Origin of the sequence: Anianabacter salinae (genome assembly GCF_019061145.1) — a bacterium.
In the GTDB taxonomy this organism is placed as follows: domain Bacteria; phylum Pseudomonadota; class Alphaproteobacteria; order Rhodobacterales; family Rhodobacteraceae; genus Anianibacter; species Anianibacter salinarum.
In genome coordinates this window covers 1-24,750 of record NZ_JAHQZS010000003.1, presented here as the reverse complement: position 1 = coordinate 24,750, position 24,750 = coordinate 1, and the positions used below count along the sequence as shown (strand labels likewise).

The window sequence follows — 24,750 nt, the reverse complement described above, 5'->3', positions numbered from 1 at the left end:
CGGCAGTAACAGGAGGCCCGGACGGACACCTCGGCGCGCGCGAGTGCCCGGTCGAGCAGGCTTTTCACCGGCATGACCTCAACGTCTCGACCCGTGGCCTGAGGCTTTGGCCATGGCTGCGGCTGCGGCTGTCGACAGCGGCGGTCGATCTGCGCCCACGGCTCCATAAGGCTAATTGGCCCTGGCGCCGATCGATATGAACGAAGCTGCCATGGCCGCGCGCACACTACCTAGGACTTCCTGCAACGGGCCAGACAGTGAAGCACACGTGGCTTCAGCAGGTGCATCTAGCCACGCTTCGCCAGTGCGGCCATATGCGCCGCAAGGCACTGGTTGGAACTGAGCACGGGTAGGCCAAGCTCTTCGGCCAATGGAGCAAGAACATCCAAAGTGCGCAGATTGGTGCAGGACAAGAAGACTGCGTCCAGTTTACTGCGGTTTGCCAATACCCGAGCAGCCGCAGCGATGGAACTGGGGGCGATCCGTGCAACTTTGGCTTCTACCTCCTCGCCGAAAGATAACGTGTCGGGCACCAGGATGCCTGCCGCCTCGAACGCCGCTCTGATCGGTTCAGCTATGGAGGCGATGTAGGGCGAGACGATCCCCACACGCTCAAGACCCAAGCTGTGGCACTGGTTCAGTGCTGCAGTCAGCGGGTTAGTCACGGCCCGCGTCTGGGCCACACCCATTACCAGTTCGCGCACTTTGTCCGCGCCGATCAGCGTCGTGCCAGACGTGCAGGCATAGCCCACCACATCCAAAGGATGCTCACAGGGCAGCAAACTTGCCGCAGCGGGCAGAGTGCGTTCCATTTCCGCAATGCTGTCCGGTGTCAGCTCTGCGCCCGACGGCACGCGGGTGACATACATGCGCGCAATATCCGGTGAGAAAAGGCGCCGAAAATCCTGTTCGATTGTTTCATCGACACGCAAGACAATCAGGCCAAGCCGGGGCAGATCATTCACTTCCAGGGTATAGGGAAAGGCGGTCATGGTCGGATCATTGGCAGATCCTCGAGCGCGCGGGATGACAGCAACTCTGGCCCATCCGCCCGCAGGACGATGTTTTCTTCATGCACCATGATCCGTCCCTCGGTCGTGACGCAACCGGGTTCCAGAGTCAGGACCATGCCCTCGCGCAACGGGGTGTCGTCCAGCGGGGTAAAGGATGGCCATTCGGTCAGCGTGACCCCCAGCCCATGCCCCAGCCGCCCGCCAACGGGCGTTACGTTGCGCAGTTGCAGCCCCTCCGACAGCAGGCGATGAGCATCACGCGCCAGCATGCCGGGGAGCAACGCAGTCAGAGTGTCTTCTGTTGCGTGCCAAAGCGCGGCATGGGCGCGACGCGCCGTATCAGACGCCAGACCGATCGCGAAATTCCGATCGAAGTCACAAAAATACCCGTCTTTCACAGCGCCGGTATCCAGCATCAGGATATCCCCGCGCTGCAAGGGCCACGGACCCGCCGGCGAGATCACGTCGCCATAGCCTTCGGGACCCGCACCGCCCGCGACGTAGCTGACCCAATCCGCCCCCTCGGCCAGCAACGCGATCTGGAAGTCGCGGAACACGTCTTCCAATGGCCGCCCTTCAGGAGCAAATTCGGGCACGCGGGCGAAGGCACGGGCAGCAACCGTGCAGGCGGAGCGTATCTTGCCGATCTCGGCCTCGGATTTCACCTCGCGCACCCGTTGAACGCAGGCGGTGGCATCAAAAAAGCGGCGCGGTGCAAGCCGCGCGCGCACTGCTTCGAAATCCTGAAGCGGCATGCGCAGATGAGTTTCCGGCCCCATAGGCAGGCCAATCCGACCTTGGGGCGCGACAATTTCCGCGAGCGTCTCTACCAACAGGCCGACGCCATCGTCGCGCGGGTCGGGAGAGTTCCATGTGCGGATATCGCACAACCATGTGCGCCCCATCAGATCGGCCCCGATCGACGGGATCACCGCCACCGGCTCCCCCTCACTCGGGACAACTACAAACCACGGCCGCGCGGGGCTTTCCCAGAAGCGGGTCAGAAAGCCCGTGGCATAGAAAATGTCGGCAGGCGACGTCAGCAACAGCGCCGACAGCCCTTGCGCGGCCATTCCTGCTTGCAGACGCTCGATGCGTGCGCGGTATTCGTGCGCCGGAAAGATCAGAGAGCGTTCATCCATCCTCTGGCCCTTCACTGACAATAGCCAACACATGCGCATCGGCAGGCAAATCCAGTCCAGCAGGCAGCGCCGCGATCCCTGCTGCCCCGGAAGGCGTTGTCGGCAGCCCATGCGCGGCCATCAGGTCGGCAGCACGCTGTGCGTCTGTTTCACTGATGGTGACAAAGGCGTCCGCATCCCGTGCCAGACCATTCAGCGCAATCATCGAGGCGGCCTTGCAATCCAACCTGCCCATGCAAGATGCGGGGCCGGTTGTATCGACCACCTGCCCCGCGCGGATGCCCTCCATCAGGGCCGGGGCCGCATCCGGTTCAACGACGATGATCTGCGGGCCCTCGCCCCAGACGTGACGCATGTGTGCGGCGACGGCAGCCGCCAAACCGCCGACCCCTGCCTGAAGCAGGACATGACTGGGCGGCGTGTCAATTTGCGCCACCGCCTCGGCGGCCAGTTGCAGATAGCCTTCCATCACGCGCAGCGGCAACTCGGTGTAATCGGGCCACGAGCTGTCTGACAGCAATGTCCAGCCTCGCGCCTGCGCCGCATCCGCGGCGGTCCGCATGCTTGCCTCGTAATCCGCACCTGCGCGCACGACATCGGCCCCTTTTTCCCGCAGGCGTTCGGCGAATGCCTCTGGCACGGCGTCAGACAGATAGATCACCGCACGCGCCCCGAACAACCGGGCGCCAGCAGCCACCGACAGCCCATGGTTTCCTGCGCTGGCGGTCACATATACCCGCCCTTGCAGCGCCTGTAGCAGATCACCCGCCCCAACCACCGCAGCCTCGCGCGCTATCGCATGGGCAGCACCAAGCGCTTTGAAACTGCCAAGGCCCATCCGTTGGCGTTCATCTTTCAGACTGATGCGCGCCACACCCAACGCGACCGCAAGCTCTGGCGCATCCCGCAGCTGTGTCGGCGTATGCGCAGGGCATTTCGACAAGAGTTCTGCCACGTCGGATACATCCGCGAGCGGGGACAACCCGCCTGCTGGAAAGCCGCGCCCCCGCCAAGGATTCTGGAAGTGTTGCACCGTTCTCATCCATTTTCATTTCGTTGCAGCCTATCGCAACAGTCGACAGGCCAACCGGATAATTTGGCACTCTCAGAGCCTTGTTTCGGCGTCACAGGAACAAATCAGGCCGATTATCGGACCCGCTTTCACGGAAAGCTTCTCTTTGCGCCGAATTTCCGCGACCCTGCCCCAAATGGATAAATTCGATGCAGATATTCTGGATGTCCTCCAGCACAACGCTCGCACCACAGCGGAGGCGATGGCACAGCAGGTCGGCCTCTCGCCCGATGCCTGCCGCAAGCGGATGGCCCGCCTACGGTCCTCCGGGATCATCAAGGCCGAGATCGCTGTTCTTGATCCCGCCAGAGTCGGGCGCGGCTTGATTCTGGTTGTCGAGGTTAACTTGCAAAACGAACGCAAGGCCGATCTGGATCGTTTCAAGGCCGCGATGCAGACCGCGCCCGAAGTGATGCAATGCTATTATGTGACCGGGAATGCCGATTTCATTCTCATCGTGTCGGCCTACGATATGGCTGATTTTGAGGCCTTCACGCGCCACCATTTCTTTGCGGAAGACAATGTCCTGCGGTTTCGGACTAGCGCCGTAATGGACAGCGTCAAAACGGGCTTTGCCGTGCCGGTTGGCAAGGGTTGAGCCTGCTCTCAGTGCAACGTCGTTCTGGAGAACTCGCTTGATGAGAACAGCGGTGTCTGAACCGATCTAAGTCGGGGGCGCTCCCCGGTTTCAGCGGGTCCGTAGGCTGTGAACGGAAGGACACGCTCCGGGGCTGAGGGTGCATAGATCGATCTATCGACATCGCGCTGTATAAGGGTAATGCCGCTGCACGCCGATCCGTCTGAACGATGCTGCCATGGCCGCTCGCACACCAGCTAGGACTTCCTGCAACGGGCCATGCCGCAAACTGCAGGTGGGTGTCGCACGCACTCGGACTAACGCCAGGGTGCTTGCTCATTTTTCGATATCAAGTCAGCTACCCATGCCTAATCGCTGTCAATACAGTATGCGGTATCGCATCTTATACCTGTATAATTCTAGACTGCTGAGATTTCTGGGCCCATGTATCGCTCCAACAGCAACGCAGGAGGATCCAGATGCAGACGCCACAAGATGAATTCCAGGAACGCGCTTCCGAGTTCACCGAGCTCTTCGGATCGGAGGAGGTCTTCTCGGAAGCGGTCTTTCAGATGCTTGACCGCATCGACGAACTGCTGGGGATCATGTTCGGCAGCAAGGTTGCCGGTGCGGCACTCGACGAACTGATTGCGAGAGCTTTGCCCGGTGAAGATCATTCTGATGGGTGGCGGCAGTGTCTCGCAGATGTTGGCGGAGGTTACTACTCGGAGGTCCCGATCGGGCACCTCTTTCACGACCTCTCGGCCTATGCGGACTACGGTATCGTGCTCGCGACGGCGCGGAACACTGCAGAACGCGAAGCGCTGCTTGCTGGCCAGATCGCCATGGCAAACATGCTCTTCAAAGTGATGCCGGTCGACCAATGGGAATTGAAAACCGCGGACATGACCACCGTGGCGAACAAAGCGCTTGCGCGATGGAAGCTCGATAGCAGGCAGTCGATCACGGCTGACGAGTTGTCGCTCTTGTCAGGGCTGGCGCTCCAGACGATCAAGAACAAGCTCGCGATGAAGGACGAAATCAAGGGCGCGCAATATGGGATCCCGGCAGACGAGGCACTTGCCTGGCTCCGGAAACGGCCGGAGAAGTTCTGTATGTCGATCTGGCGGGAGCAGGATGACACAGAAATCCTGATCGAACGCGACCGTCTCCTTGAAGCTGCCGTGTTCGTTCCGGTCGCCAAGGATGGCAGCACCTTTCATCCCGGCCTGAAGAAGGACGGCCACTACCTGATCGATGCCGAGGGCTGCGAGCAGAAAGTTGCCGACTTCAATGAGGCTCTCGCAGCGTTGCATCTCATGCCGTCGCCGGAGTGGCGCCGCCCGGGAGACGGAGGCCGCTGGATGCGTGTGCGCGGAATCGAGTGGCAAAGAATGACACCGGACGACCTGAAATTTCTCGCGGATCAGCACGCCGCGAAGTTCGACGAACCAGCCGAGCCAGCCAGCCGACCCTGACCTCATCATCGGGCGCGGAGGCCGCGCCCGATCCCCACGCAGACAACCCCCAAATGACGCAGCCGCGGCTGCGAACAGGAGACCTTTGCCATGGCGCACCGTATCGAGACCGTCTTCCTACTCAATCAAAGCGGGATCAGCCGCCTTAGCCATAACGGGCTACAGTGGATCTTGCAGACCGGCCCCCAAGACAGCGCGCGAGCGGGCCGCGATACGGGCTACTGCAGCAGGTCGTTCGTGCGCACGAGCAAACGTATCCTCCTGCGATGTATCCGGTATCAAGCGACTGTTTTCAACGTGGATGAAACCGGCAGCAGACGTCTGCGTCTCCTCTCTGACACCTACCCGAGCTTTCGAAATCTCGCAGACGCTTACGGCACGGCGGCTGTCTCTAATGCCATATGCACTCTTGCGAGCAGTGCGGCGCCGTTACCGGAAGCCTTCGTCGTCCCACGGTCAATTAGCAGCCCGCCTGTTCCTCAAACCGGGTGGGAAGCACCGTTCGATCTCGAGGAACATCTTCAAGCAGCAATCGCAGCCTGACGCCCGGTGTGGCGCTCGCATGTAGCAATCGCAGCCCAAGAGCCCATCCCTAATCGCCGGCGTGGGGCATCCGGATCAACCCAACCCAGCATGTCCGCTCGCAATGACGGCCGTGACGACACCTCGATTCTGAAAGCGACAACGACACATGACACAACGGGAAGACATCGACCTGCGCTTCAACACTGCACCGCAGCTCCTACTCCTCAGCGACCCGCCGACGCTGCGGTATGATTTGGTGCCCTATGCCCCCACGCCCGGACACGCGCCGCAATCCGTGCTGAACGATCGCACCGTCCTAGAGCCGCAGATCGACTTTAGCCGATATCGCTGCGAGGCAGTTATCGATTTCATCGAGTTCCAACTCGTCACACTGCAAGCCACTCAGCCGGTCCACATTCAAAAAACGGCGAGAAAGGCCTTGGAGGCAATGGGTTCGTCCTCATCGGTCTACGTCGAATTGAAAGGTGGCGCGAAATACACTTGGTGCAGATCTTACTACATCCGGATCCAGCAACCACGACCGCGCGAGCTTGAGCGAGTCCTTGCCGCGATTGATGCCCGGTATCCGCACTCGCTTGGATCTGCCTCGAAGCTCCCTGTGACGGCCATCGAAGTTTCCGTGGATTTCTACGTCAAGGATATCGATACGATCCACCCCGACACTGCGCAGATCCTTCGCTGGCAGATGACGGAAGTGCTGAAACGGCATTTCTTGCCAGAAAGATCCGTTGTCGACCCGATTGGGCGGAACGGCCTGCCAAGAATTGGCAAGGGCGATGCGCGGTTTTTTCCGAACGAGAAAGGCCACACTGGTTTCGTCGTCGACCGGAAGCGCGCGCACCCAAGAAAGCAATTGATGAAGTCGATCAGGGAAATCGGGCTCGACCGACGAGACGGTATCGCCTTGCACCTCGACGCCCATCATCAGCCGCCGATTGATGCGACATACTACGTCGGCGAGCGCGGGCTGGTGCATTTCCGGATTATGGACAAGACCACGGACCGTCGACAGCCCGTTCCTAGCACAGCCGACCCGTTGGGAGACGACCAGAAGCGAAGCCGCATCGAATTCTCCTTCCACATCAAGCGTGGCCTGGACATTCCTGGCGCCTTCGACCTTGACGAGGTCGGGAAACTGCATGGCTTTGACTTCTTTGAAATGCGGCGCGCAGCGCTGCACTTCGTCAAACCTACCATCGGCGACCGGTTCAAGATCGAGGGGGTAAAGCTCCAGCCTGGCTTCGACGAATGGCGGATCTTCAGCCGGAGCGGTGCCTATGGGTTGGACCGTATTCAACGCCTGCAGCACCGCGCCTGCGCACATTGCAAGGGCGACATGGGATGGAAAGGCCGGGCGGTCAGTTTCGAAGACCTGAACCGCAAGGTCGACCGGGCGACGGATCGACTGACAAGATACTGGGGTTCGTAGAGCGGATTGATGATTGGCAAGCGGCGGCGCTTCGAGACACCGTCGCGCCAGATCGACTAGCCCCAAGTGCGCGAATGCGGCCCAGAAGCGACCCTACCGGACGTGCAGGACGACCAGAATGCGACCAACTTTTCTTCACCGAAAATCACTCATCGCTGACTGACGTTTCTCGCGCCCTTCGCTGCCTGTGTTGCTTGAGGTTGCTTGAGTCCGCCCCTGCGACGCGCTCGCTCTAATAACTTGCGGGGAACGCGGGCCGCAGAGCACCTAACACCTCCCTTACCCCTTCACCGAAGCAATGGACGATACGAGATAAACCAGTATCCACGGGCGGAGCCCGGAACGGTTGATGGGTTCGGTATGAGACAGGCGAAGCCTGGCGAGTGCCTGACACCCATCAACCGTTTGTCACGAGGGAGGCGAAGCCGACTGAACGTGACGTCGATGAACATCCAAGCTTCCCTACCCCACCCTGAACGTGGACAACACCATCATTGCCCTCAGCGAGTCCTCGAGCTTGTAGTCCCAGATGATGGGTCCGTCATACGTTTCTACCTGATACATGATCTCCAGCAGTCGCCGTTGGTTCTCATTCAGGCTTGGTCTGTAGGTGCGCTGGATCACTTCCCATGTCTCCGGGTGATACTCCTTCATGGCGATCTCGAGGAACTGCTCGGCGCTGACTTCCAGGGCAAGGGCAAGCGCCGGGATCCGTTCGATGGGGATCTTGCTGTGCCCCTGCTTCATCATGGTCAGCATGTTGACCGCGGTGAAGCCAGCGTCTTCCGCGATCTCCTTCTGGGTCTTGTCACTGATCAAGATGGCTTCCGCCAGGAATTCTGCGGCGGGGCTTTTCGACATGGTGTGTTCCTTCGTATCGCTGCTGCGTTGTTGCGTGTGCACTGTGATAGAAGGCTGATCCCGGTCCTTGCTGATGCGTCTGCCCGCTGTAAGTCGAATATCGTTTCGGGGCGCTTGTGGTGTGGTGCTCCATGGTGGCCGATGAAGCCCTTACACCTCGGCGTGTCGTGTCTCTGGTGTGGTCATGGTCATGGTGAAGCGTCCCCCTGCCCTGCTCCTGGTGATATGCTGTCGGCGACGTCGTGATCACTACGGTTTTCGTCGTGCCTTTCCCGTGATGATGTCTTTCATGTCATGGACCATCCCGGCGTGATCTTCTCGAACCGTGGATCTGTGAAGCTTAATGCCCTGCGAGGGCCATACAGCGGCAAGTGTCTCTCTTGGGTGATCTCCGACTCTCAGTCTGCATAGCTCTCCATGGCGATCTCAGGGCCTGTGTGACGCCTCCGGTGCAGTGTGCTGGATGATCCATGTTGCGGATGATGCCTTGTCTGCTGATGGCGCTACCGGATGGGTCTCTCCGGACAGGTCGCTCGTCGTCTTCGTGGTTCTTGGTGCAGATCGACCCGTGGTTAACTCTTGATGGGTTTCCCTCGGCGTCGCGCTGGCCTTTTCCGATGTGGGAACATCTCGATCGCTTGTGTCGGCGCGTTTCAGTCGCGTCAGTCCCTGAGAACGTCACACAGCGGCATCTTCGTGCTGGACGCTCACCGGCAGGGAAGATGTCTGACTTGCCGTTCTGTGTCGATCTCAAGCGCTCTGCGGGGCGTCCGGTGGCGATGTCTTGGGTGTGATGCTTCGGGGGCCTTCACGGTCGGATTGAAGCAACCGGCGCTGGTGGTATATGGGGTCGTATCGGGCTGATCCGGATGGGCTGCCGCCATTGTGCTTCACCAGTCATGTGGCTCTCGGGCCAGCGCTGGCCTTTCCCATGCTGTGGGCATTCAGGTGCGGATCGAGCCTTTCCCGAGTTGCCGGAACTGATTTTCAGGCGAAAGATTGGTGTTTGTCGCCGCCAGAGGCCTTGAGAGCGCCACACACGGCGATCCGGCGGCCCTGTGTTGTTTTGGCCACACAGGATGAGATGGCCGTGTATGCGGCTCTCAGCGGCTCGATACCTTCTGCTGAAGGGATTTCATTAAATGAACAAGTGTTCATTTCCTTGGATTGCCGCATTCTGATCGATCACGTTCTGGTAGATCGATCTATGCTTGAGACGCATTGGCAGTAGCCCGTGCGAGATCCGCGATATGTTCGCCACCGGGATCGAAATGGGGGCTGTGGTAGATCGATCTACGGCAGCAACGCTTTTCTCCGCAATAAATCGTCGGTGACAGGCGACCAGCCGTGCCCTTTGTCGCAGACACGCTCTGAGGCTGGCTGGTCGCGGCATAGGCTGGGTTGGCGACAGAATATGAGCGGACATACATGCCGGATCGGGATCGCTGCCGGTGCGGCTCCCTGGTGATTTCTTGCCCGCCGACCGTCACCACGATCCTTCAGTTGAGTCCCGCGGCGCCGGTTGCGGCGGGATCTCCTCCCTGCGCTCCAGACGTTTCAGTGCGCGATGCACGGCAGCCGCATTCCATGGGTTTCCACGAGATGTGCGTAGTCCTCGTGCATTCGCCTCGTCAGCTATCTGCTGTGCGGTAGGCCTGTCACGACGAGGCTTCGGCTCGATGGTTTTAGCGATGCCGCTGAGTTGCTCCGCCAACCGATTTGCATCAATAGCCCTTGAGCGCGCGGAGCTCGCAGTTGCATTCCTCGTCTGCTCTCTCCCGGCCTCGCTGGGCCCATTTTTTGCCTTTTTTTCGAAGCGTGGCGTGCGCCTAAGTGCCCATACGTCATGAATCAGAAAATCGGGACGCAAAGACAGGATCTCACCCTTCCAACCATACCTCACATCAGTGATCCGAGAGGCGAACGGCGCGAGTTCTGCCACCATCAGCTCTCTGTTCGTCGAGCGGGCGAGAATATGCTGGATGGACATATGCAACCGCCCGGGATCGTCTGCCTGGACCAACTCATTGAGCGTCTTGTGGAGATTTGGGAGGTCGGAAAGACCAGAAATGCGCCGCGCATAGTCAAAAGTGAGATGCATGTCGGACCCGGAAGCCGAGTATTCTTTGAACGCCCGCAAAGCGCGCAACTGTCCTGCAGCACCCGGCAGTTTCTGGAGCTCGGGGACGCTACGCGGTCGCGCACCGTAGCTCACCATGACATACCCGAGCAACTTCTGCCGCCCCCTCCGGTTTGCGTTGGACAACGCCAATCTCCACCTGATCTTCGGCCTCCCCGCCCGGACACATGAGATCTGCACGGGGTTAGTCCGTGGATAGCCCGGTGAAGGCCCGCGAACAACCTGCTCCACGACATCATCGAGCTGCGAGAAGCCAGAAAACCCATAAAAATCTGAGGAATACGCCCGACGGCGACAGGCCGACCCTGTATGATGCGACATGAGCAACAACACAGGTGTCCAATGACCAAGAAGAACAAGACCGTCCGCGATGCATGCACCTCCTGGCTGAAAACCTGCGAGCGTAACGATCTCGAAACCGCGACAATGAAGGCCTATCGCTCGCATGCGCATGTTCATATCGAGCCGAGGATAGGGCATCTTCTGCTCACGGATCTGACGCGGTCGGATGTGCGCGATTTCATGAACGACCTCCTCGACGAGGGCGTGTCACAAGCCCAGACCCGCAAGATCATGGTCAGCCTGCGCGCGGCGCTGTCGGAGGCCGAGGAGCGCGAGTGGATCGATCACAACGTGGCGCTGAGCGTGAAGATGCGGCGCCAGCGCAAGCGTGTCGAAGACGACAAGGTGATCCCGACGAAAGAGCAGATCCGGCTCATCCTCGACAACGCACCGACGACGCACGCCGTCATGTTTCGCACCATGATCTTCACCGGTCTCCGGATCTCCGAAGCGCGCGGACTGCCGTGGAAGCATGTCGATCTTGATCGAAAGCTGATCGAGGTGCGTCAGAAGGCAGACGAGCAATGCAAGATCGGGCCACCGAAGAGCCGCGCCGGGCATCGCACGATCCCGCTTGCGCCGAATGTGGTTGAGGCGCTGGAAGCGTGGAAGAGCGAGGTGCCCTCGGGTGACGACGACCTCGTGTTTCCGAACGCCTCCGGAAATCCGCAGAACTACGCCAACATCTACAACCGCATCTACGTGCCGATGATGCGCGATCTCGAGCTCGTCGACGGTGACGGAAAGTGCCTGTTCACGATCCACAGCCTGCGCCACGCAGCGGCCTCCCTGTTCATCGAGCAGGGCTGGAACCCGAAGAAGATTCAGACGCTACTCGGTCACGCGAACATCACCATGACGATGGACTGCTATGGCCATCTGTTCGAGGACCCCGAGAAGGACGTCGCCATGTTCGAGAAGCTCGAGCAGGATTTCAGGGCGGCGTAGTCAGGCAAGTGCGACCGCCATGCCATATTGGCAACTGCACCCCGACACACCCTTTTCCCCATGTTGCCAAGGCGTTAGCTCCGGGAGCTTCACTGTGCTTGAGCGTCATCGACGGGTTCGATCAAACGATACCCTATTCCCGGCTCGTTCTGAATCAACTTTGGAGCCGACGGATCATCCTCTATCTTCTTGCGAAGTGACCTGACGCCAACGCGAAGATACTCGACTTGGTCGATGTGTGCTGGACCCCAGACTTCGCGCAGAAGGTGTGTATGGGTCAGAACCTTCCCTGGATGGGAGGCTAAAACTGCAAGCAGCATGAACTCCTTCGGCGTAAGCTTCACTTCGCTGTCACGCCTGTGAACGGTATGTGCATCTAGATCGACCTGCACCGGTCCGACCTTCAGCCTCCGTTGCCGCCCGTGGCTCTGGTCCGCCCGGCGCAGACAGGATCGGATACGTGCAAGCAGTTCCTCGCTGTCGAAGGGTTTGGTAACATAGTCATCAGCGCCCAGATCAAGGGCTGCGACTTTCTCGCTGGATGCCTCGCGTGCCGTGAGAACGATAATGGGAACATCTTTCTCACGAAACGCTCCGATCAACTCCAGCCCGTCCCGATCCGGCAGGCCGAGATCAAGCAGCACCAGTTGGGGCACTTCAGACTTGAGCACGCCGAGTGCAGCCCTGGCACAATCCGCTTCGACGGCGGCGTAGCCCGCGCGCTCCAGCGCAACACGCAGAAGCCTGCGGATCGGCATTTCATCATCCACGATCAGGATGGATCTGTTCAAGGGATGTCCTCCAGCGAGACTGGGACGATAGCAGCAGAAGGTATTCGGATCGTGAAGCGTGATCCACCGCCCTGGCGCCGCGCAGCCTCGACCGTGAACCCCATGGCTTCGGCAAACCCCTTGACGATGGCAAGTCCAAGGCCCGACCCTCCGGTTCGATCCGACGTCTCGCCCCGCGCAAAGCGGTCGAAGATACGCAGCTCGCTTCCCTGCGGAATTCCCGGCCCTCCATCGAGCACGTCAATCACTGGGCCTCGTCGTCCCATGCGCGCGATGATTTCGATAGGCTCATCCGGAGAGGAATACTTGGCCGCGTTGTCGAGCAAATTCAGAAGTGCGTGGTTGAGCAGAACTGCATCTGCCCGCACCAGCGGCAAATTCTGGTCAATCGAACTCTGCACCTTTCGTCCTGCAAGCGTCTTGGCAAGGTCACCGACCGCTGAGGCTATGACGTCGGTGAGATCAGTTGGGACAAGGTCGGGCGTGACAGCGCCTTCCTCAATCCGTGTCAGATCAAGCAGGTCGGACAGGAACCGATTCAACTTTCGTGCTTCGCTGCGCACCGTCTCAACCAACTCGCCATCGTCGCCTGTGGTCGACAGCGCGGCGGCTGCCGCCGTCACCGCCGTAAGCGGCGTGCGTAGGTCGTGACTGAGAGAGGCGAGCAACGCGGCCCTCAGAGAGTCCCGCTGGCGCACCACTTCCATGGCGCGCATTTCGGTTTCCAACTTCAGGCGTTCATGGGCCAATGCAGCCTGATCAATCAGGCTCTCGGCCAAGGCCGCTCGCTCCGCCGGGATCGGGTCACGGCCCGAGGGACCACGAAACCCTAGAACTGCAAGCGTTCCAAGAGACGTTTTGAGAGGGCGGAACTGCCAGTCACTTGCGGTCAGAGTGTCGGTTCCAAGTCCGGCATCCTCACCATGTTCCATTGCCCATTCTGCGGCCGCGCGGTCTACCGGACTGAGCTTGGGCTTGGTCTGGCCAAAGGCGATGATCTCGACGCCATCGCCGGAGGGATGCAGCACGATTGTCTGAACCGCCAGCAAGGAGCGCAATTCGTCGCGGATCAGTTGAGCGGTTTCTTCGGTGCTTCCCACTGCTCCGAGCCGGGTGGCAAATCGGGCGAGCCCGGCGTTCTCTCGCGCGCTGCGCATTGCGAGCGCCGCCGCAGAGCGGGCGCGGGCGGCAAGCTGGCCGGTGATGATCGCAACGATCACCAGCAGGATTGCCGTTATGACATTCGCGGGGCTGTAGATGATGAATGTGTAGACCGGCGGCAAGAAAAAGAAGTTGTAAGCGACCCCGGCAGCGACCGCTGCGACCAGACCGGCACGAAAGCCGTAGAAGCTTGCCGTGGCAATCACCGGCACAAGATACAACATGTCGATGGGTCCGCGTCCGATCCAACTCTGCGCGAGGTAGGCGGCCAAGGTCAGAGCTGCAACCGACCCGATTCCGACCGCATCACCAGTCCAGCTGCCCCTCGGCAGGAAATCCCGCCACCTTCGTCCCGACACGTGGTCGGCGAATGGGATGACGTGGATGACGACGCCTGTGGTCCGGTCGAGAATATCACGGACGATCCGGTCGCGCCGGTCGAACCACCTGCCCCTCCCCCGCGACTTTCCGAGAACAAGCTGCGTGGCGCGCACCTCCTTGCATTGCGCAAGGATCGCCTCTTGTGCCGAGGTCGCCGGAACAGACTGCAATGTGGCGCCCAGCGAAGACGCCAGCGACAAGTTCTGCGCGAGCTGTTTCTTTTCGGAAGGGCTCATTCTGCCCGCTGCGGGTGTCTCCACATAGAGTGCAGTGATTGGAGCTTTCAGAGCGTCGGCCAATCGCTTGGCTGCGCGCACGACTTGCTCACCGCCTGCGGTTTCTGAGACGGCGACAAGGATCCTCTGCCCACCACCGAACCCACCGTCCTTGCCGCTGGCGCTTTGGTGCTCCTGTATTCGAGCATCGACGTATTGCGCTGCGTGGCGCAGTGCGAGTTCCCGTAGCGCAAGCAGATTCCCCTTCGAAAAGAAGTGATCGAGCGCGTGCCTCGCCTGATCCGGAACATACACTTTTCCCGCAGCCAGCCGCTCGATCAAGTCTTCTGGTGGCAGGTCGATCAGCTCGATCTCGGCATTCTCGAACACTTTGTCCGGCACTGTCTCACGCACCCGCACGTGCGTGAAGCTGCCGACTACATCGTTAAGACTCTCCACATGCTGGATGTTCACGGTCGTCATCACATCGATGCCCGCGACCAACAGCTCTTCTATGTCTTGCCATCTCTTTGGGTGACGACTGCCGGGCGCGTTTGTATGGGCCAGTTCGTCAACCAGCACGATCTCTGGATGGCGTTCCAGCACTGCGTCAAGGTCCATTTCCGTCAGCACTTGGCCTTTGTAGTCGATGGGCTTGCGCGGGATGACAGGAAGCGGGGAGATGAGAGCTTCGGTATCGGAGCGGCCGTGACTCTCGACGATGCCGATGACCACATCGGCGCCAGCCTCGAGCTTTTCAGCGCCTTCAAGAAGCATTTCGTAGGTTTTCCCGACGCCTGGAGCGGCGCCGAGAAAGATCTTCAACGTGCCACGTCCCTCCCTTTGCGCTTCGCGCAGAAGGGCATCGGGCGAGGGACGGGCATCTTCGGTCATGGATATAGCCTAGTCGGCGACGGCCTGCACCGACAACTCGGCGTCAAGCGCAAGGTTCAGTTCGAGCACGTTGACGATCTGTTCGTCGGTCAGAAAGCCGCCGGGGCGCTCGGCAAGTCGGTCGATGATCGCCGTGATAGCGGCGGGCTCGACACCGCGCGCCTGTGCGACACGGCCCGCCTGGAACATCGCACCTTCCACCGAGACATGAGGGTCAAGCCCAGCCCCAGATGCTGTCACGAGGTCCGCAGGAATCGGGTCGGCCCTGCTCACACCGCCGTGGGCCTCGATCAGGGCTTCGGCCCGGTCTGCCAATTGCGGATTGGCGGACGAAAGATTGGATCCCCCTGCACCGCCCGCATCGTAGCCCACCGCCGATGGTCGCGGCCAGACATACTCCGGCGATGTAAAGGCCTGTGCAATCAGACGGCTGCCGATCACAGAGCCGTCTTGGCGCGAGATCAGGGATCCGTTGGCAGTTGCCGGTGTTACGACCTGCGCGAACGTGAGGATTACGGTGGTATAGCCCGCAACGCAGATCGCCATTGTGGCCGCCGCGACGCGCAGCCCCGAGATGATGTCATTCATGGTTCTATCTCCTGTCTGTGCCGGTCAAGGCAGCGAGAAGTGTTCGGCCAGCGGGCCTAGAGCCGCCGCCGGAAGAAAGGTGAGCGCGCCGAAGACTACAACGGTGAGGCCGAGCATCGTGCCGAAGGTCGCATCCTCCACCCCGAGCGTCCCCGCGCTTTCCGCTGCACGGCGCTTGGCCATCAGGCTGCCGATGATGGCGAGCGGCAGGATGATCGGCAGGAAACGGCCAATCAGCATAACGATGCCAGTGGCGATGTTCCAAGCTGCAGTGCCGTCGCCAAGGCCCTCGAATCCAGAGCCGTTGTTCGCTGCAGCGGACGTGAACTCGTATAGGATTTCAGAGAACCCATGCGCACCCGGATCCTGAACCGTGGATTGGCCCAGCGAAGTTGCAGCAAAGAGTGCCGTGCCGCCGAGGATCAGAAATGCGTGAGAGAACAGAGCAAGGATGGCCAGCCGCACCTCCTTTGCCTCGATCCTGTGGCCGAGGTATTCCGGCGTGCGTCCCACCATCATGCCGGCGACGAAGACCGCGACGACGATGTAGAGGAACATGTTGATCATCCCGACACCGACGCCTCCGAAGGTCGCGTTCAGCCACATGCCTGCCATCGGCATCAGGCCGGTGAGCGGATTGAGGCTGTCGTGCATCGCCCCGACAGAACCGTTCGAGGTCGACGTGGTCAACACGGCCCAAAGCGGTCCGCCGGTGGCGCCAAAGCGAAGCTCCTTGCCCTCGAGGTTGCCAGCGTCCGTCGATACCGGAAGTTCGGCAAAGGCAGGAGTCGGCGCAGACTCGAAGACGACCGAGCCGGTGATCTTGACCAGAATGAACACGGTCATCACCGAGAAGATGACGGCTGCGTGCTTCATGCGCCCCAAGATGCCACCGAACATCCAGACGCACGCCATCGGGATCAGCATGATCGCGATCATTGCCAGACCGTTTGTCCAGAAAGTCGGATTTTCCAATGGATGCGTCGCGTTGGGGCCGAAGAATCCTCCGCCATTGGTCCCCAGCTGCTTGATGGTCAGGAACGCAGCGACTGGCCCGCGCGCGATGGTCTGTGTGACGCCTTCCAGAGTAGTGGCCACTGCCGAGCCCTGCAGCGTCATCGGCATCCCGCCTAGAACCATCAGAACAGCCACAACCACCGCCAACGGCAGCAAGACAAGCAGACTCGCACGTTGGACATCTACCATGAAATTGCCAAGGCTCGGTCGTCCGGCAATCCCGCGCGCCAGTGCTGCAAGGGCAGCGATGCCCGTGGCGGCCGAAACAAACTGTAACCACATCAGCCCCGCCAACTGGCTTAGATAGCTCATGGACGCTTCACCCGAGTAGTGCTGCAGATTGGTGTTGGTGGTGAAAGACGCCGCGGTATTGAACACCAACGTCGGGTCGTGGGCTCCCATGCCGTCAGGGTTGAGTGGCAGGTAGTGCTGCAGCGCCAGGATAAGGAACACCACGGTGAACATGATGGCGTTGAAGGTCAGCATGGTGACGAGATAGCCTTTCCAGCCTTGCTCCTCGGCGGTTCCGCCGATCCGCGCAAACAAGCCGGTCCATCGGGACATGCGACCTGATGACGGGTCCATGGCGAGTTTCATCCAAGCCCCCAGCGGCAGCGACAGGAGCGTCGTTCCGCCAAGGATCAAGGCAACTATTATCACGTGTTCCATCGGGTCAGTCCTTGAATGCCTGGGTCACGATGCCGATCAGTCCGGCAAAGATCGCGATCCCGAGAACGTAGGTGAAAATGATCATTGAGGTTTCCTTCACGCGAGGCCGATGCTTGAGACAGCCATGTCGATGAGCTTGATGCCAACAAACGGCGCGATCAGGCCGCCGATTCCATAGATGCCCAGATTGCGGATAAGCTGCTTCGACGCGCTTTGAGGACGATAGGCGACGCCCTTTAGCGCCAGTGGCACCAGCAGTGGGATGATAATGGCATTAAAGATGATCGCCGACAGAATGGCGCTTTGCGGACTGTTCAGTCCCATGACGTTCAGCGCCGCCAGGCCGGGATAAAGTGTCACAAAGATCGCCGGAAGGATGGCGAAATACTTCGCCACGTCATTCGAGATCGAGAACGTGGTCAGGGCCCCGCGCGTCATCAGAAGTTGTTTGCCGATCCCAACCACCTCGATCAACTTGGTGGGGTTGTTGTCGAGATCGACCATGTTGCCTGCCTCGCGCGCAGCTTGCGTGCCCGTGTTCATCGCAACGCCCACATCCGCCTGCGCGAGGGCAGGCGCATCGTTCGTCCCGTCACCGCACATCGCGACCAGCTTGCCGCCCGATTGCTCCTTGCGGATCAGGTCAAGTTTGTCCTCTGGCGTTGCCTCGGCAAGAAAGTCATCCACCCCGGCTTCGGCTGCGATGGCCGCAGCGGTCAAAGGGTTGTCTCCGGTGATCATCACCGTGCGGATGCCCATGCGCCGCAATTCGGCGAAGCGTTCCTTGATGCCCGACTTTACGATGTCGGATAGATTGATCGCCCCCAGCAGACGACTCCCGTCAGCAACCGCCAGCGGGGTCCCGCCCGCACGCGCAATCCTTTCAGTTAGCGCACGCATCTGCGCACCCGCAGTCTTGTCAAACTCTTGCAATCCAAGGATCGCATCGACGGCCCCCTTGCGGATCTTGCGATCACCGATGTTGATCCCACTCACCCGCGTTTGCGCTGTGAATGGGACAATCTCGGCGTTGGCCGGGGTGCTGTCGCCCTTGCCTGCCAACTCTATGATGGAACGCCCTTCCGGTGTTTCGTCACCCAATGATGAAAGGTGCGCTGCCTCGACTAGTTCAGCCTCGCGCACTCCATTCAACGGTAGAAATTCGGTTGCCTGCCGGTCCCCCAGCGTGATCGTTCCCGTCTTGTCGAGCAGCAGCGTGTCGATGTCGCCTGCAGCCTCAACCGCGCGACCCGACTTGGCCAGCACGTTGAAGCGGATCAGTCGGTCCATCCCTGCGATGCCGATGGCCGACAACAACGCCGAGATGGTCGTGGGGATCAGCGCGACGAACAGCGCCACCAAGATCGGAACGGAGATCGACCCGCCCGCATAGGCCGCAAAGGCTGGCAAGGTTCCCACAGCAACAAGGAAGATCAGCGTCAGGCCGGTCAAGAGAACTGTCAGCGCGACTTCATTCGGTGTCTTCGCGCGGCTTGCGCCCTCGACGAGGCTGATCATCCTGTCCAGGAAACCCTCGCCAGGCTCAACCGTAACCTTGACCTTGATCCAGTCAGAGATCACGCGAGTGCCAGCTGTCACAGCCGACCGATCACCGCCCGCTTCCCGGATGACTGGGGCAGATTCACCCGTGATCGCTGCCTCGTTGACCGATGCGACCCCCTCAACGACCTCTCCATCCGCAGGAATCTGATCACCTGTCTCGACCAGCACGATGTCGCCCGCGCGCAGCTCGGACGCGGCGACGACCTTTTGTGTGCCGCCCTTGACCCGCTTGCCCCTCAGTTCCGCCTTGGTCGAGCGAAGCGATGCCGCCTGCGCCTTGCCTCGTCCCTCGGCCAATGCTTCTGCAAAGTTGCCGAACAACACCGTAACCCACAACCAGAAGACAATCTGGGCCTCGAACAGGAGGTCACCGCCCGACAAGACCGTGCCGATCAAAAGCACCGTCGCCAGCAAAGCGACGCTTGCTGTTGTAAACATCACCGGGTTGCGGATCAGCTTGCGAGGATCGAGCTTCGCGAAACTCTCGCCGATCGCCGGACCGATCAGTCCACCGGAGAAGACCGATTTGTTTTGTTGATGTGCCATCCTGTGCTCCTCAAAACCGTTCGGGCCGCAGGAGCACGGCCAACAGATAGACGAGGAGCGCCACAGCGACCAAGCCGCCAAGCACGAGATCGTAGCCCATGTATCATATCTCCAGATACCATTTCGCTACGCATGTCTGGATCGAGGGCGCGTAAACTCGCTATGTGAAAGTCGGGAGAAATAATAAAGGATTGATAAAGAAACTTCCTTTTCAGGTATTTGGCTGTGGCGCCTTCCTGCCGGTTCATGCCTGAAAGAGCGCCACGACAGCTGAACTGGCAACGGCCCGCGCCCAACAACCAGTGATCGGAGACGTTCGCGTTCAAAGCGACCATTTACGACCAATCCTGACGAGGGTAAGTCAGCCTGGGGCGACAAGGTGAAGCGAGACCACAAGCGGCCTGTGCGACCTCGGAGAGATCGGATGAACAGACCTAGCCGCTTGCACAAGGGCCCAGTTTCCGGATCTCCAAATGATAGTGCCTTGCCAGTGGTCGACTTCCGGCCTGTTGCACAAATTGTGGGCCTTCTCCTGGTGCTCGTAGGCGCGCTCATGGTTCCGTCGTCCCTGCTGGATCTGGATCAAGGCGGCCAGAGCGCGTCGATCTTTGCGATCTCGGCCCTTGTGACCATGGCCTTCGGCGGTGCTGTCTATCTAGCAACCCGAAACCACGTCTCATCTCGCCTCGACATTCGACAGGCCTTCTTGTTGACGACCACCATTTGGGTCGTCCTACCGCTTGCTGGAGCGATCCCCTTCGTCTTTGGGGCACCTCAGGCTTCTAAGACCGACGCCTACTTCGAGGCGGTGTCTGGAATGACGACAACCGGATCCACGGTATTCACTGGTCTCGATAATCTGCCAAATGGGGTTCTTCTATGGCGCGGCATCCTTCAATGGTTGGGCGGGCTGGGCATCGTAATAGTTGCGCTCATATTCTTGCCGGTCATGAAAGTTGGTGGAATGCAATTCTTTCGCACCGAGGGTTTTGACACTCTTGGAAAAGTCCTACCACGAGCGACTGATATATCACGACGGCTTCTTGAAATATATGTCGTCCTCACAGTAATCTGCGCAATCGCCTACGCCACTTTCGGAATGACGTTCCTTGAGGCCGTTGTTCACGCACTCACGACGATGTCGACTGGTGGGTTCTCAACGTCGGATGCCTCGTTTGCCAAATTTTCTGGGCCACTTGAATACGTATCCGTTGTATTCATGATCCTCGCTAGCCTGCCATTCATTCGTTACGTGCAGCTCGTGGCGGGTAATACACGACCCATCTTCGAAGATGTGCAGACCCGGGCGTATGTTCGGTGGCTGGTTTACGCGATTTGCGTAATTATTCTTTATAGGCTCATGAATGGAGAGACTGATTTTCTTGTGATCCTACGCGAGACTATGTTCAATGTAGTCACATTGTTCTCTGGCACCGGATACGGAAGCGCAGACGTATTATCTTGGGGGTCATTCCCTTTTACTGTCATCATCATTGTTGGCTTGATTGGTGGATGCACAGCTTCGACTGGTTGCTCGATCAAGGTATTCCGATGGCTCGTTGCCTTTGAGGCGATCAGAATTCAAATCCGCCGTCTAGGACACCCAAGTGGAGTCTTCAGTCCAAAAATGCAGGGTCAGAAATTGACACCGGATGTGTTCGACTCTGTAATAGCATTCTTTGGCCTCTTCATTGTGAGTTTTGGCGTCTTGTCTGTTCTTCTTGGCATGTGCGGACTTCCATTTCTGACCGCGTTCACTGCAGCTTGGACCTCTATTGCAAACGTCGGGCCGGCTTGGGGTTCGCCTGTTGGCCCAACTGGAGCGATGGACGCTTTTCCGGAGTCCGCGAAATGGCTAATGATCGCGGGCATGATCGTCGGTCGGTTGGAAGTCTTGTCTGTCTACGTTCTGTTCATTCCCACTTTTTGGCGTGGGTAGATTCATAAATATGTCGATTTCTTCAAGTTTCAAAATCTTCGTGTCATCTTGGGGATTGCCTGGGATACAAATATTCTGTGCCTCTCAATAGCATCAACATTGCTATGATTATAGACCAAGAATTTTACATGGTTGAGGACCCCGTGAAAGACGTCACCATGTTCGAAAGTTTAGCAGAAGACCTTCAGAAGCCCAGACGTCAGCGCAATGAGCACGAAATAAATCCATGTAGTTTTTGCGTCTCAGCCAGCGGCCCTGTCGAGCACTTCCTCCGCCCACTGGTTCAGGCTCTTGCCTGACAACTCAGCGGCCAGCGCGGCCTTGCGGTGAACCTCGGGGCTAACCCGGAACATCACCTGCCCCGAATACGCTTTTTGCGGCTCCTTGCCGACCTTGGCGCAGGTCTCAACATAATCATCGACAGCCTCACGGAAGGCATCGCGGAGCCCTTCCACGGTGTCGGCATGAAACCCTACCCCGTCGCGGATGCCCGCGATCCGGCCCGTAAAGATCCCGTCTTCATCGTCATATTCAATCCGCGCGGCGTAGCCCTTGTAATTCATAGTGTTGGTCATGGTGCATTCCCAATCCGTTCCAGGAAGTCACGAGCATCGCGCACCTGGTATCGCTTCGCTTCTTTAGAAGGGTGCGGACGGTGAAATGTCGCAACCTCACCATCCTTTTCAAATCGCACCCGTGACCCACTGCCTTCAATCAGCCTCGCTCCTGCAGCCAGAAGCAAGCCTTCGACAGCTGCCCATTCAATGGTGCCCGACACCGGATCTGTGAAGACGGCTGCAAGGGTCTTGCGGTGCTTGCTGTTCATAACGGCAACCTACGGAACGCTAGCGTAAAATGCAAGCCTATTGGCCACGCTCGCTGAAGATTGTCATCTCTAGGCTGGTCACTCCTTCCATGCCTGAGCGCCGGAAAGCCTCGTCCCAAATCTCCACCACGGGCAACTTCAAGGCTGTGCACCCCCGCCCACAGCATGCAACTTGCGTTGTCCAACGCCAGTGTTTGTGCATCGGTGAGCCAGCTTCCGAGACTTCAGTCAGGCCGGATTGAAAATCCTCGTGTCGGTGGTTCGATTCCGCCCCCGGGCACCACTATTCAAATAATGTTAATTACTGGTGTGGGGTCATAGTCTTGCCCGTTCTCAGCTGGACACCCGCAACAACCTAGCGGGATCGGTCGTATCGTGATTCACTCGCTCCACAGGCATGGATGAGGAGCGGGTGTATGGATCAACGGAGTTTCTTCGGTCTGACGGAACAGCTTGAGGCTTTGTCCAGGCATGGCGATCCGCTCGAGGTTCTGCATGCGACGGTGGATTTCGAGCATTTCCGCGGCTGGCTGGTCGAGGGTCTGGGCTACGGCGACGGCTCGAAAGGCGGCCGCCCGCCGTTCGATCCGGTGTCGATGTTCAAGGCGCTGATCCTGCAGGCCCAGCACAATCTGAGCGACGCCAGGATGGAATTCATGATCCGGGACCGGCTGTCGTGGATGCGGTTCCTGGGCTTTGACCTGGGCGCGCCAACCCCTGACGAGAACACGATCCGGCACTTTCGCAACCGGCTGACCGAGACCGGAACGCTCAAGCGGGTGATGAAGGCGTTCGACTGGCAACTTCACAAGAAGGGATACATCCCGATGTCGGGGCAGATCGTGGATGCGTCGCTGGTCCCGGCGCCGAAGCAGCGCAACACCGATCCCGAGAAGGCCGCGATCAAGGCCGGCAAGACCGCCGCCGAGATCTGGCCGGACGCGCCGGACAAGGCCGCCCAGAATGACCTGCCACTGAACTTTCATCCAGCCCCGACCGGAGCCCGGTTGGTGTTTACGCCGATTGGCGCAGGTTGAGCAATCGCCCGACGTGCGGAGCCATCATCTCGTGCAGCGGGGCGGGCGATTGCGGTGATCAGGGTCCGCGCGTAGTCGGCCGGTGTCTGGTAGTCCAAGGCCGAGTGCGGGCGTTCGGTGTTATAGTCAGCAGCCCAGGCGGCGATCGTGACACGCGCATGTGTCAGGTTGCGGAACATGGTCTCGTTGAGCAGCTCGTCGCGCATCCGACCGTTGAAACTCTCCACGAAGCCGTTCTGCATCGGTTTGCCCGGCGCGATGTAGTGCCATTCGATCCGGTGTTCGGAACACCACCGCAGGATCGCGTTACTGGTCAGTTCGGTCCCGTTGTCGCTGACAATCATGCCGGGCTTTCCGCGGCGCGCGATCAGGGCCGTCATCTCGCGTGCTACACGGCGTCCCGAGATCGAGGTGTCCGCGATCGCCGCCAGGCATTCACGAGTGACGTCATCGACCACGTTGAGCACCCGGAAGCGCTGGCCGTTGGCGAACTGGTCGTGGACGAAATCCAGCGACCAGCGCGCATTGGGCCGCGCCTCGACCAGGATCGGGACACGCGTCCCGACCGCCTTGCGCCGCGCCTTCCGCTTGCGCACCGTCAACCCCTCCTCACGGTAGAGCCTGTAGATGCGGTTGATCCCGGATGGCTCGCCCTCGCGACGCAGCAGAACGAACAGGCGCCGGTAACCGAACCGCCGCCGCTCGTTGGCCAGGTCCCGCAACCGACCGCGCAGAACCGTGTCCGGCGCGCGCCGAGATCGATAGCGGATCATCGTTCGATCCGCGCCGACGATGTGGCAGGCCCGCCGTTCCGACAGGCCATGCTCGGCCCGAAGATACGCAACGGCTTCGCGCTTCCCGGCGGGCCCTACCACTTTTTTGAAACCAGATCCTTCATCGCCGCCAGATCCAGCATCTGTTCGGCCAGAAGCTTCTTAAGCTTGGCGTTCTCATCCTCGAGCGCTTTCAGCCGCTTGGCCTCCGACACCGTCATGCCGCCGAACTTGGCCTTCCAGTTGTAGAAGGTGCCTTCCGACATGCCGTGCTTGCGGCACAGGTCCGCACACTTCGCGCCTGCCTCGTGCTCGGCCAGGATGCCGATGATCTGCTCGTCCGTGAATCTCGTTCGCTTCATTGTCCGTCCTCAGGTTGGGCCGGACTCTAATCGACGGTGGAGGAAAAATCCCGTGGCAGGTCAACACCAGCTGACATGTTGCGAGACCACCAACCTCTGCCGTTTGAGTGAGGCGACGGCTGTTATCGCGCTCGAGCAAGTTCAATCGGCGCATCTCTTCCATGAGATGATCGATCGCTTCTTCCAGTTGAACTTGGTCGGCTGGTCAATCCCGGCCTCGCGACATATCTGCGCTACCGGCGCACCCTCCTCGCACGGTTTCAAGATAAGCGCTTCTTGCGCCTCTGGGAACTTCGATGCCGTCATCGGCATCGTGGACTTGCCCGGATTTCGTGGAGAGCGTCTAGCTCACTTCGCGCGCCTTTCGCTCGAAGGCGATGGGGCTCTGGAAGCCGAGCGATGAATGCCGCCTGACGGGATTATAGAACCCGTCGATGTAT

Annotated in this window: 21 protein-coding genes; 6 read left to right on the top strand and 15 right to left on the bottom strand. The window is 59.7% G+C overall.

The genetic code is table 11. The features are described from left to right. Positions 1–287: 287 nt before the first annotated feature. From KTJ87_RS08975 to KTJ87_RS08965, 3 genes are read right to left on the bottom strand one after another with little or no spacing between them, the layout of a single operon-like run. Positions 288–992: a maleate cis-trans isomerase family protein gene (locus KTJ87_RS08975; RefSeq protein WP_267138783.1), complete on the bottom strand. Its 705-nt coding sequence runs from the start codon at positions 990–992 to the stop codon at positions 288–290. Further along, positions 989–2,155, bottom strand: coding sequence for a M24 family metallopeptidase (locus tag KTJ87_RS08970; protein ID WP_267138782.1), 1,167 nt, complete (start codon positions 2,153–2,155; stop codon positions 989–991). Before KTJ87_RS08970 ends, KTJ87_RS08975 begins: the two co-directional genes overlap by 4 nt. Continuing rightward, positions 2,148–3,197 (bottom strand): pyridoxal-phosphate dependent enzyme, encoded by a 1,050-nt coding sequence (locus KTJ87_RS08965; protein ID WP_267138781.1) that lies wholly within the window; start codon positions 3,195–3,197, stop codon positions 2,148–2,150. The genes KTJ87_RS08970 and KTJ87_RS08965 overlap by 8 nt, the downstream gene beginning before the upstream one ends. Positions 3,198–3,363: 166 nt before the next feature. Here KTJ87_RS08965 and KTJ87_RS08960 point away from each other — a divergent pair, with 166 nt between their 5' ends. The 3 genes from KTJ87_RS08960 to KTJ87_RS08950 all read left to right on the top strand — a co-directional run bounded on the left by KTJ87_RS08960 (position 3,364) and on the right by KTJ87_RS08950 (position 7,257). Continuing rightward, complete coding sequence (locus KTJ87_RS08960; RefSeq protein ID WP_267138780.1) at positions 3,364–3,825, top strand: Lrp/AsnC family transcriptional regulator; 462 nt, start codon at positions 3,364–3,366, stop codon at positions 3,823–3,825. Between the two features lie 458 nt (positions 3,826–4,283). Then, a complete protein-coding gene (locus tag KTJ87_RS08955) occupies positions 4,284–5,282 on the top strand; it encodes a hypothetical protein (protein ID WP_267138779.1) in 999 nt (332 codons plus the stop codon). A gap of 691 nt (positions 5,283–5,973) precedes the next feature. After that, entirely contained in the window at positions 5,974–7,257 is a 1,284-nt protein-coding gene (locus KTJ87_RS08950) for a hypothetical protein (RefSeq protein WP_267138778.1), read from the top strand. Between the two features lie 462 nt (positions 7,258–7,719). On the opposite strand, the gene KTJ87_RS08945 is transcribed toward KTJ87_RS08950, so the two are convergent. Together KTJ87_RS08945 and KTJ87_RS08940 are read right to left on the bottom strand one after the other, a co-directional pair. Beyond that, positions 7,720–8,118 carry a helix-turn-helix domain-containing protein gene (locus KTJ87_RS08945; protein ID WP_267138777.1) on the bottom strand — a complete coding sequence of 133 codons (399 nt, stop codon included), beginning with the start codon at positions 8,116–8,118 and terminating at the stop codon, positions 7,720–7,722. A 1,486-nt stretch (positions 8,119–9,604) separates the two neighbouring features. Further along, positions 9,605–10,384, bottom strand: coding sequence for a hypothetical protein (locus KTJ87_RS08940; protein ID WP_267138776.1), 780 nt, complete (start codon positions 10,382–10,384; stop codon positions 9,605–9,607). Between the two features lie 216 nt (positions 10,385–10,600). On the opposite strand from KTJ87_RS08940, the gene KTJ87_RS08935 reads away from it, so the two are divergent. Next, on the top strand, positions 10,601–11,548 hold the full coding sequence (locus KTJ87_RS08935) for a tyrosine-type recombinase/integrase (protein ID WP_267138775.1): 948 nt from the start codon (positions 10,601–10,603) through the stop codon (positions 11,546–11,548). Positions 11,549–11,637: 89 nt separating this feature from the next. On the opposite strand, the gene KTJ87_RS08930 is transcribed toward KTJ87_RS08935, so the two are convergent. The 6 genes from KTJ87_RS08930 to kdpF form a co-directional block, all read right to left on the bottom strand. Further along, the gene (locus tag KTJ87_RS08930; protein ID WP_267138774.1) at positions 11,638–12,339 is read right to left on the bottom strand and encodes a response regulator; all 702 of its coding nucleotides are present in this window, start codon (positions 12,337–12,339) and stop codon (positions 11,638–11,640) included. Further along, a complete protein-coding gene (locus KTJ87_RS08925) occupies positions 12,336–14,990 on the bottom strand; it encodes a sensor histidine kinase (RefSeq protein WP_267138773.1) in 2,655 nt (884 codons plus the stop codon). The genes KTJ87_RS08930 and KTJ87_RS08925 overlap by 4 nt, the downstream gene beginning before the upstream one ends. Before the next feature lie 9 nt (positions 14,991–14,999). Beyond that, a complete protein-coding gene (locus KTJ87_RS08920; RefSeq protein WP_267138772.1) occupies positions 15,000–15,578 on the bottom strand; it encodes a potassium-transporting ATPase subunit C in 579 nt (192 codons plus the stop codon). Positions 15,579–15,602: 24 nt separating this feature from the next. Beyond that, positions 15,603–17,264 (bottom strand): potassium-transporting ATPase subunit KdpA, encoded by a 1,662-nt coding sequence (kdpA, locus tag KTJ87_RS08915; protein WP_267138771.1) that lies wholly within the window; start codon positions 17,262–17,264, stop codon positions 15,603–15,605. Between the two features lie 96 nt (positions 17,265–17,360). Continuing rightward, on the bottom strand, positions 17,361–19,373 hold the full coding sequence (kdpB, locus tag KTJ87_RS08905; protein WP_267138769.1) for a potassium-transporting ATPase subunit KdpB: 2,013 nt from the start codon (positions 19,371–19,373) through the stop codon (positions 17,361–17,363). Positions 19,374–19,383: 10 nt separating this feature from the next. Further along, positions 19,384–19,473 (bottom strand): K(+)-transporting ATPase subunit F, encoded by a 90-nt coding sequence (kdpF, locus tag KTJ87_RS08900; RefSeq protein ID WP_267138768.1) that lies wholly within the window; start codon positions 19,471–19,473, stop codon positions 19,384–19,386. A 390-nt stretch (positions 19,474–19,863) separates the two neighbouring features. Here kdpF and KTJ87_RS08895 point away from each other — a divergent pair, with 390 nt between their 5' ends. Then, positions 19,864–21,312 (top strand): TrkH family potassium uptake protein, encoded by a 1,449-nt coding sequence (locus KTJ87_RS08895; RefSeq protein WP_267139246.1) that lies wholly within the window; start codon positions 19,864–19,866, stop codon positions 21,310–21,312. A 242-nt stretch (positions 21,313–21,554) separates the two neighbouring features. Here the strand turns inward: KTJ87_RS08895 and KTJ87_RS08890 are convergent, their stop codons facing one another. Continuing rightward, positions 21,555–21,887: a type II toxin-antitoxin system HicB family antitoxin gene (locus tag KTJ87_RS08890; RefSeq protein WP_267138767.1), complete on the bottom strand. Its 333-nt coding sequence runs from the start codon at positions 21,885–21,887 to the stop codon at positions 21,555–21,557. Next, positions 21,884–22,138 (bottom strand): type II toxin-antitoxin system HicA family toxin, encoded by a 255-nt coding sequence (locus tag KTJ87_RS08885; RefSeq protein ID WP_267138766.1) that lies wholly within the window; start codon positions 22,136–22,138, stop codon positions 21,884–21,886. The genes KTJ87_RS08890 and KTJ87_RS08885 overlap by 4 nt, the downstream gene beginning before the upstream one ends. A gap of 416 nt (positions 22,139–22,554) precedes the next feature. On the opposite strand from KTJ87_RS08885, the gene KTJ87_RS08880 reads away from it, so the two are divergent. After that, positions 22,555–23,175 carry a transposase gene (locus tag KTJ87_RS08880; protein ID WP_267138765.1) on the top strand — a complete coding sequence of 207 codons (621 nt, stop codon included), beginning with the start codon at positions 22,555–22,557 and terminating at the stop codon, positions 23,173–23,175. Here the strand turns inward: KTJ87_RS08880 and KTJ87_RS08875 are convergent. Further along, positions 23,121–24,310 (bottom strand): IS3 family transposase gene (locus tag KTJ87_RS08875; RefSeq protein ID WP_267138764.1). Its coding sequence is split into 2 segments (ribosomal slippage): positions 23,121–24,058 and positions 24,058–24,310, totalling 1,191 coding nucleotides; the frame shifts between segments, so codons are not numbered across the junction. The genes KTJ87_RS08880 and KTJ87_RS08875 overlap by 55 nt on opposite strands. A gap of 141 nt (positions 24,311–24,451) precedes the next feature. Next, entirely contained in the window at positions 24,452–24,616 is a 165-nt protein-coding gene (locus KTJ87_RS18155) for a transposase (RefSeq protein ID WP_407650488.1), read from the bottom strand. Positions 24,617–24,750 lie beyond the last annotated feature (134 nt).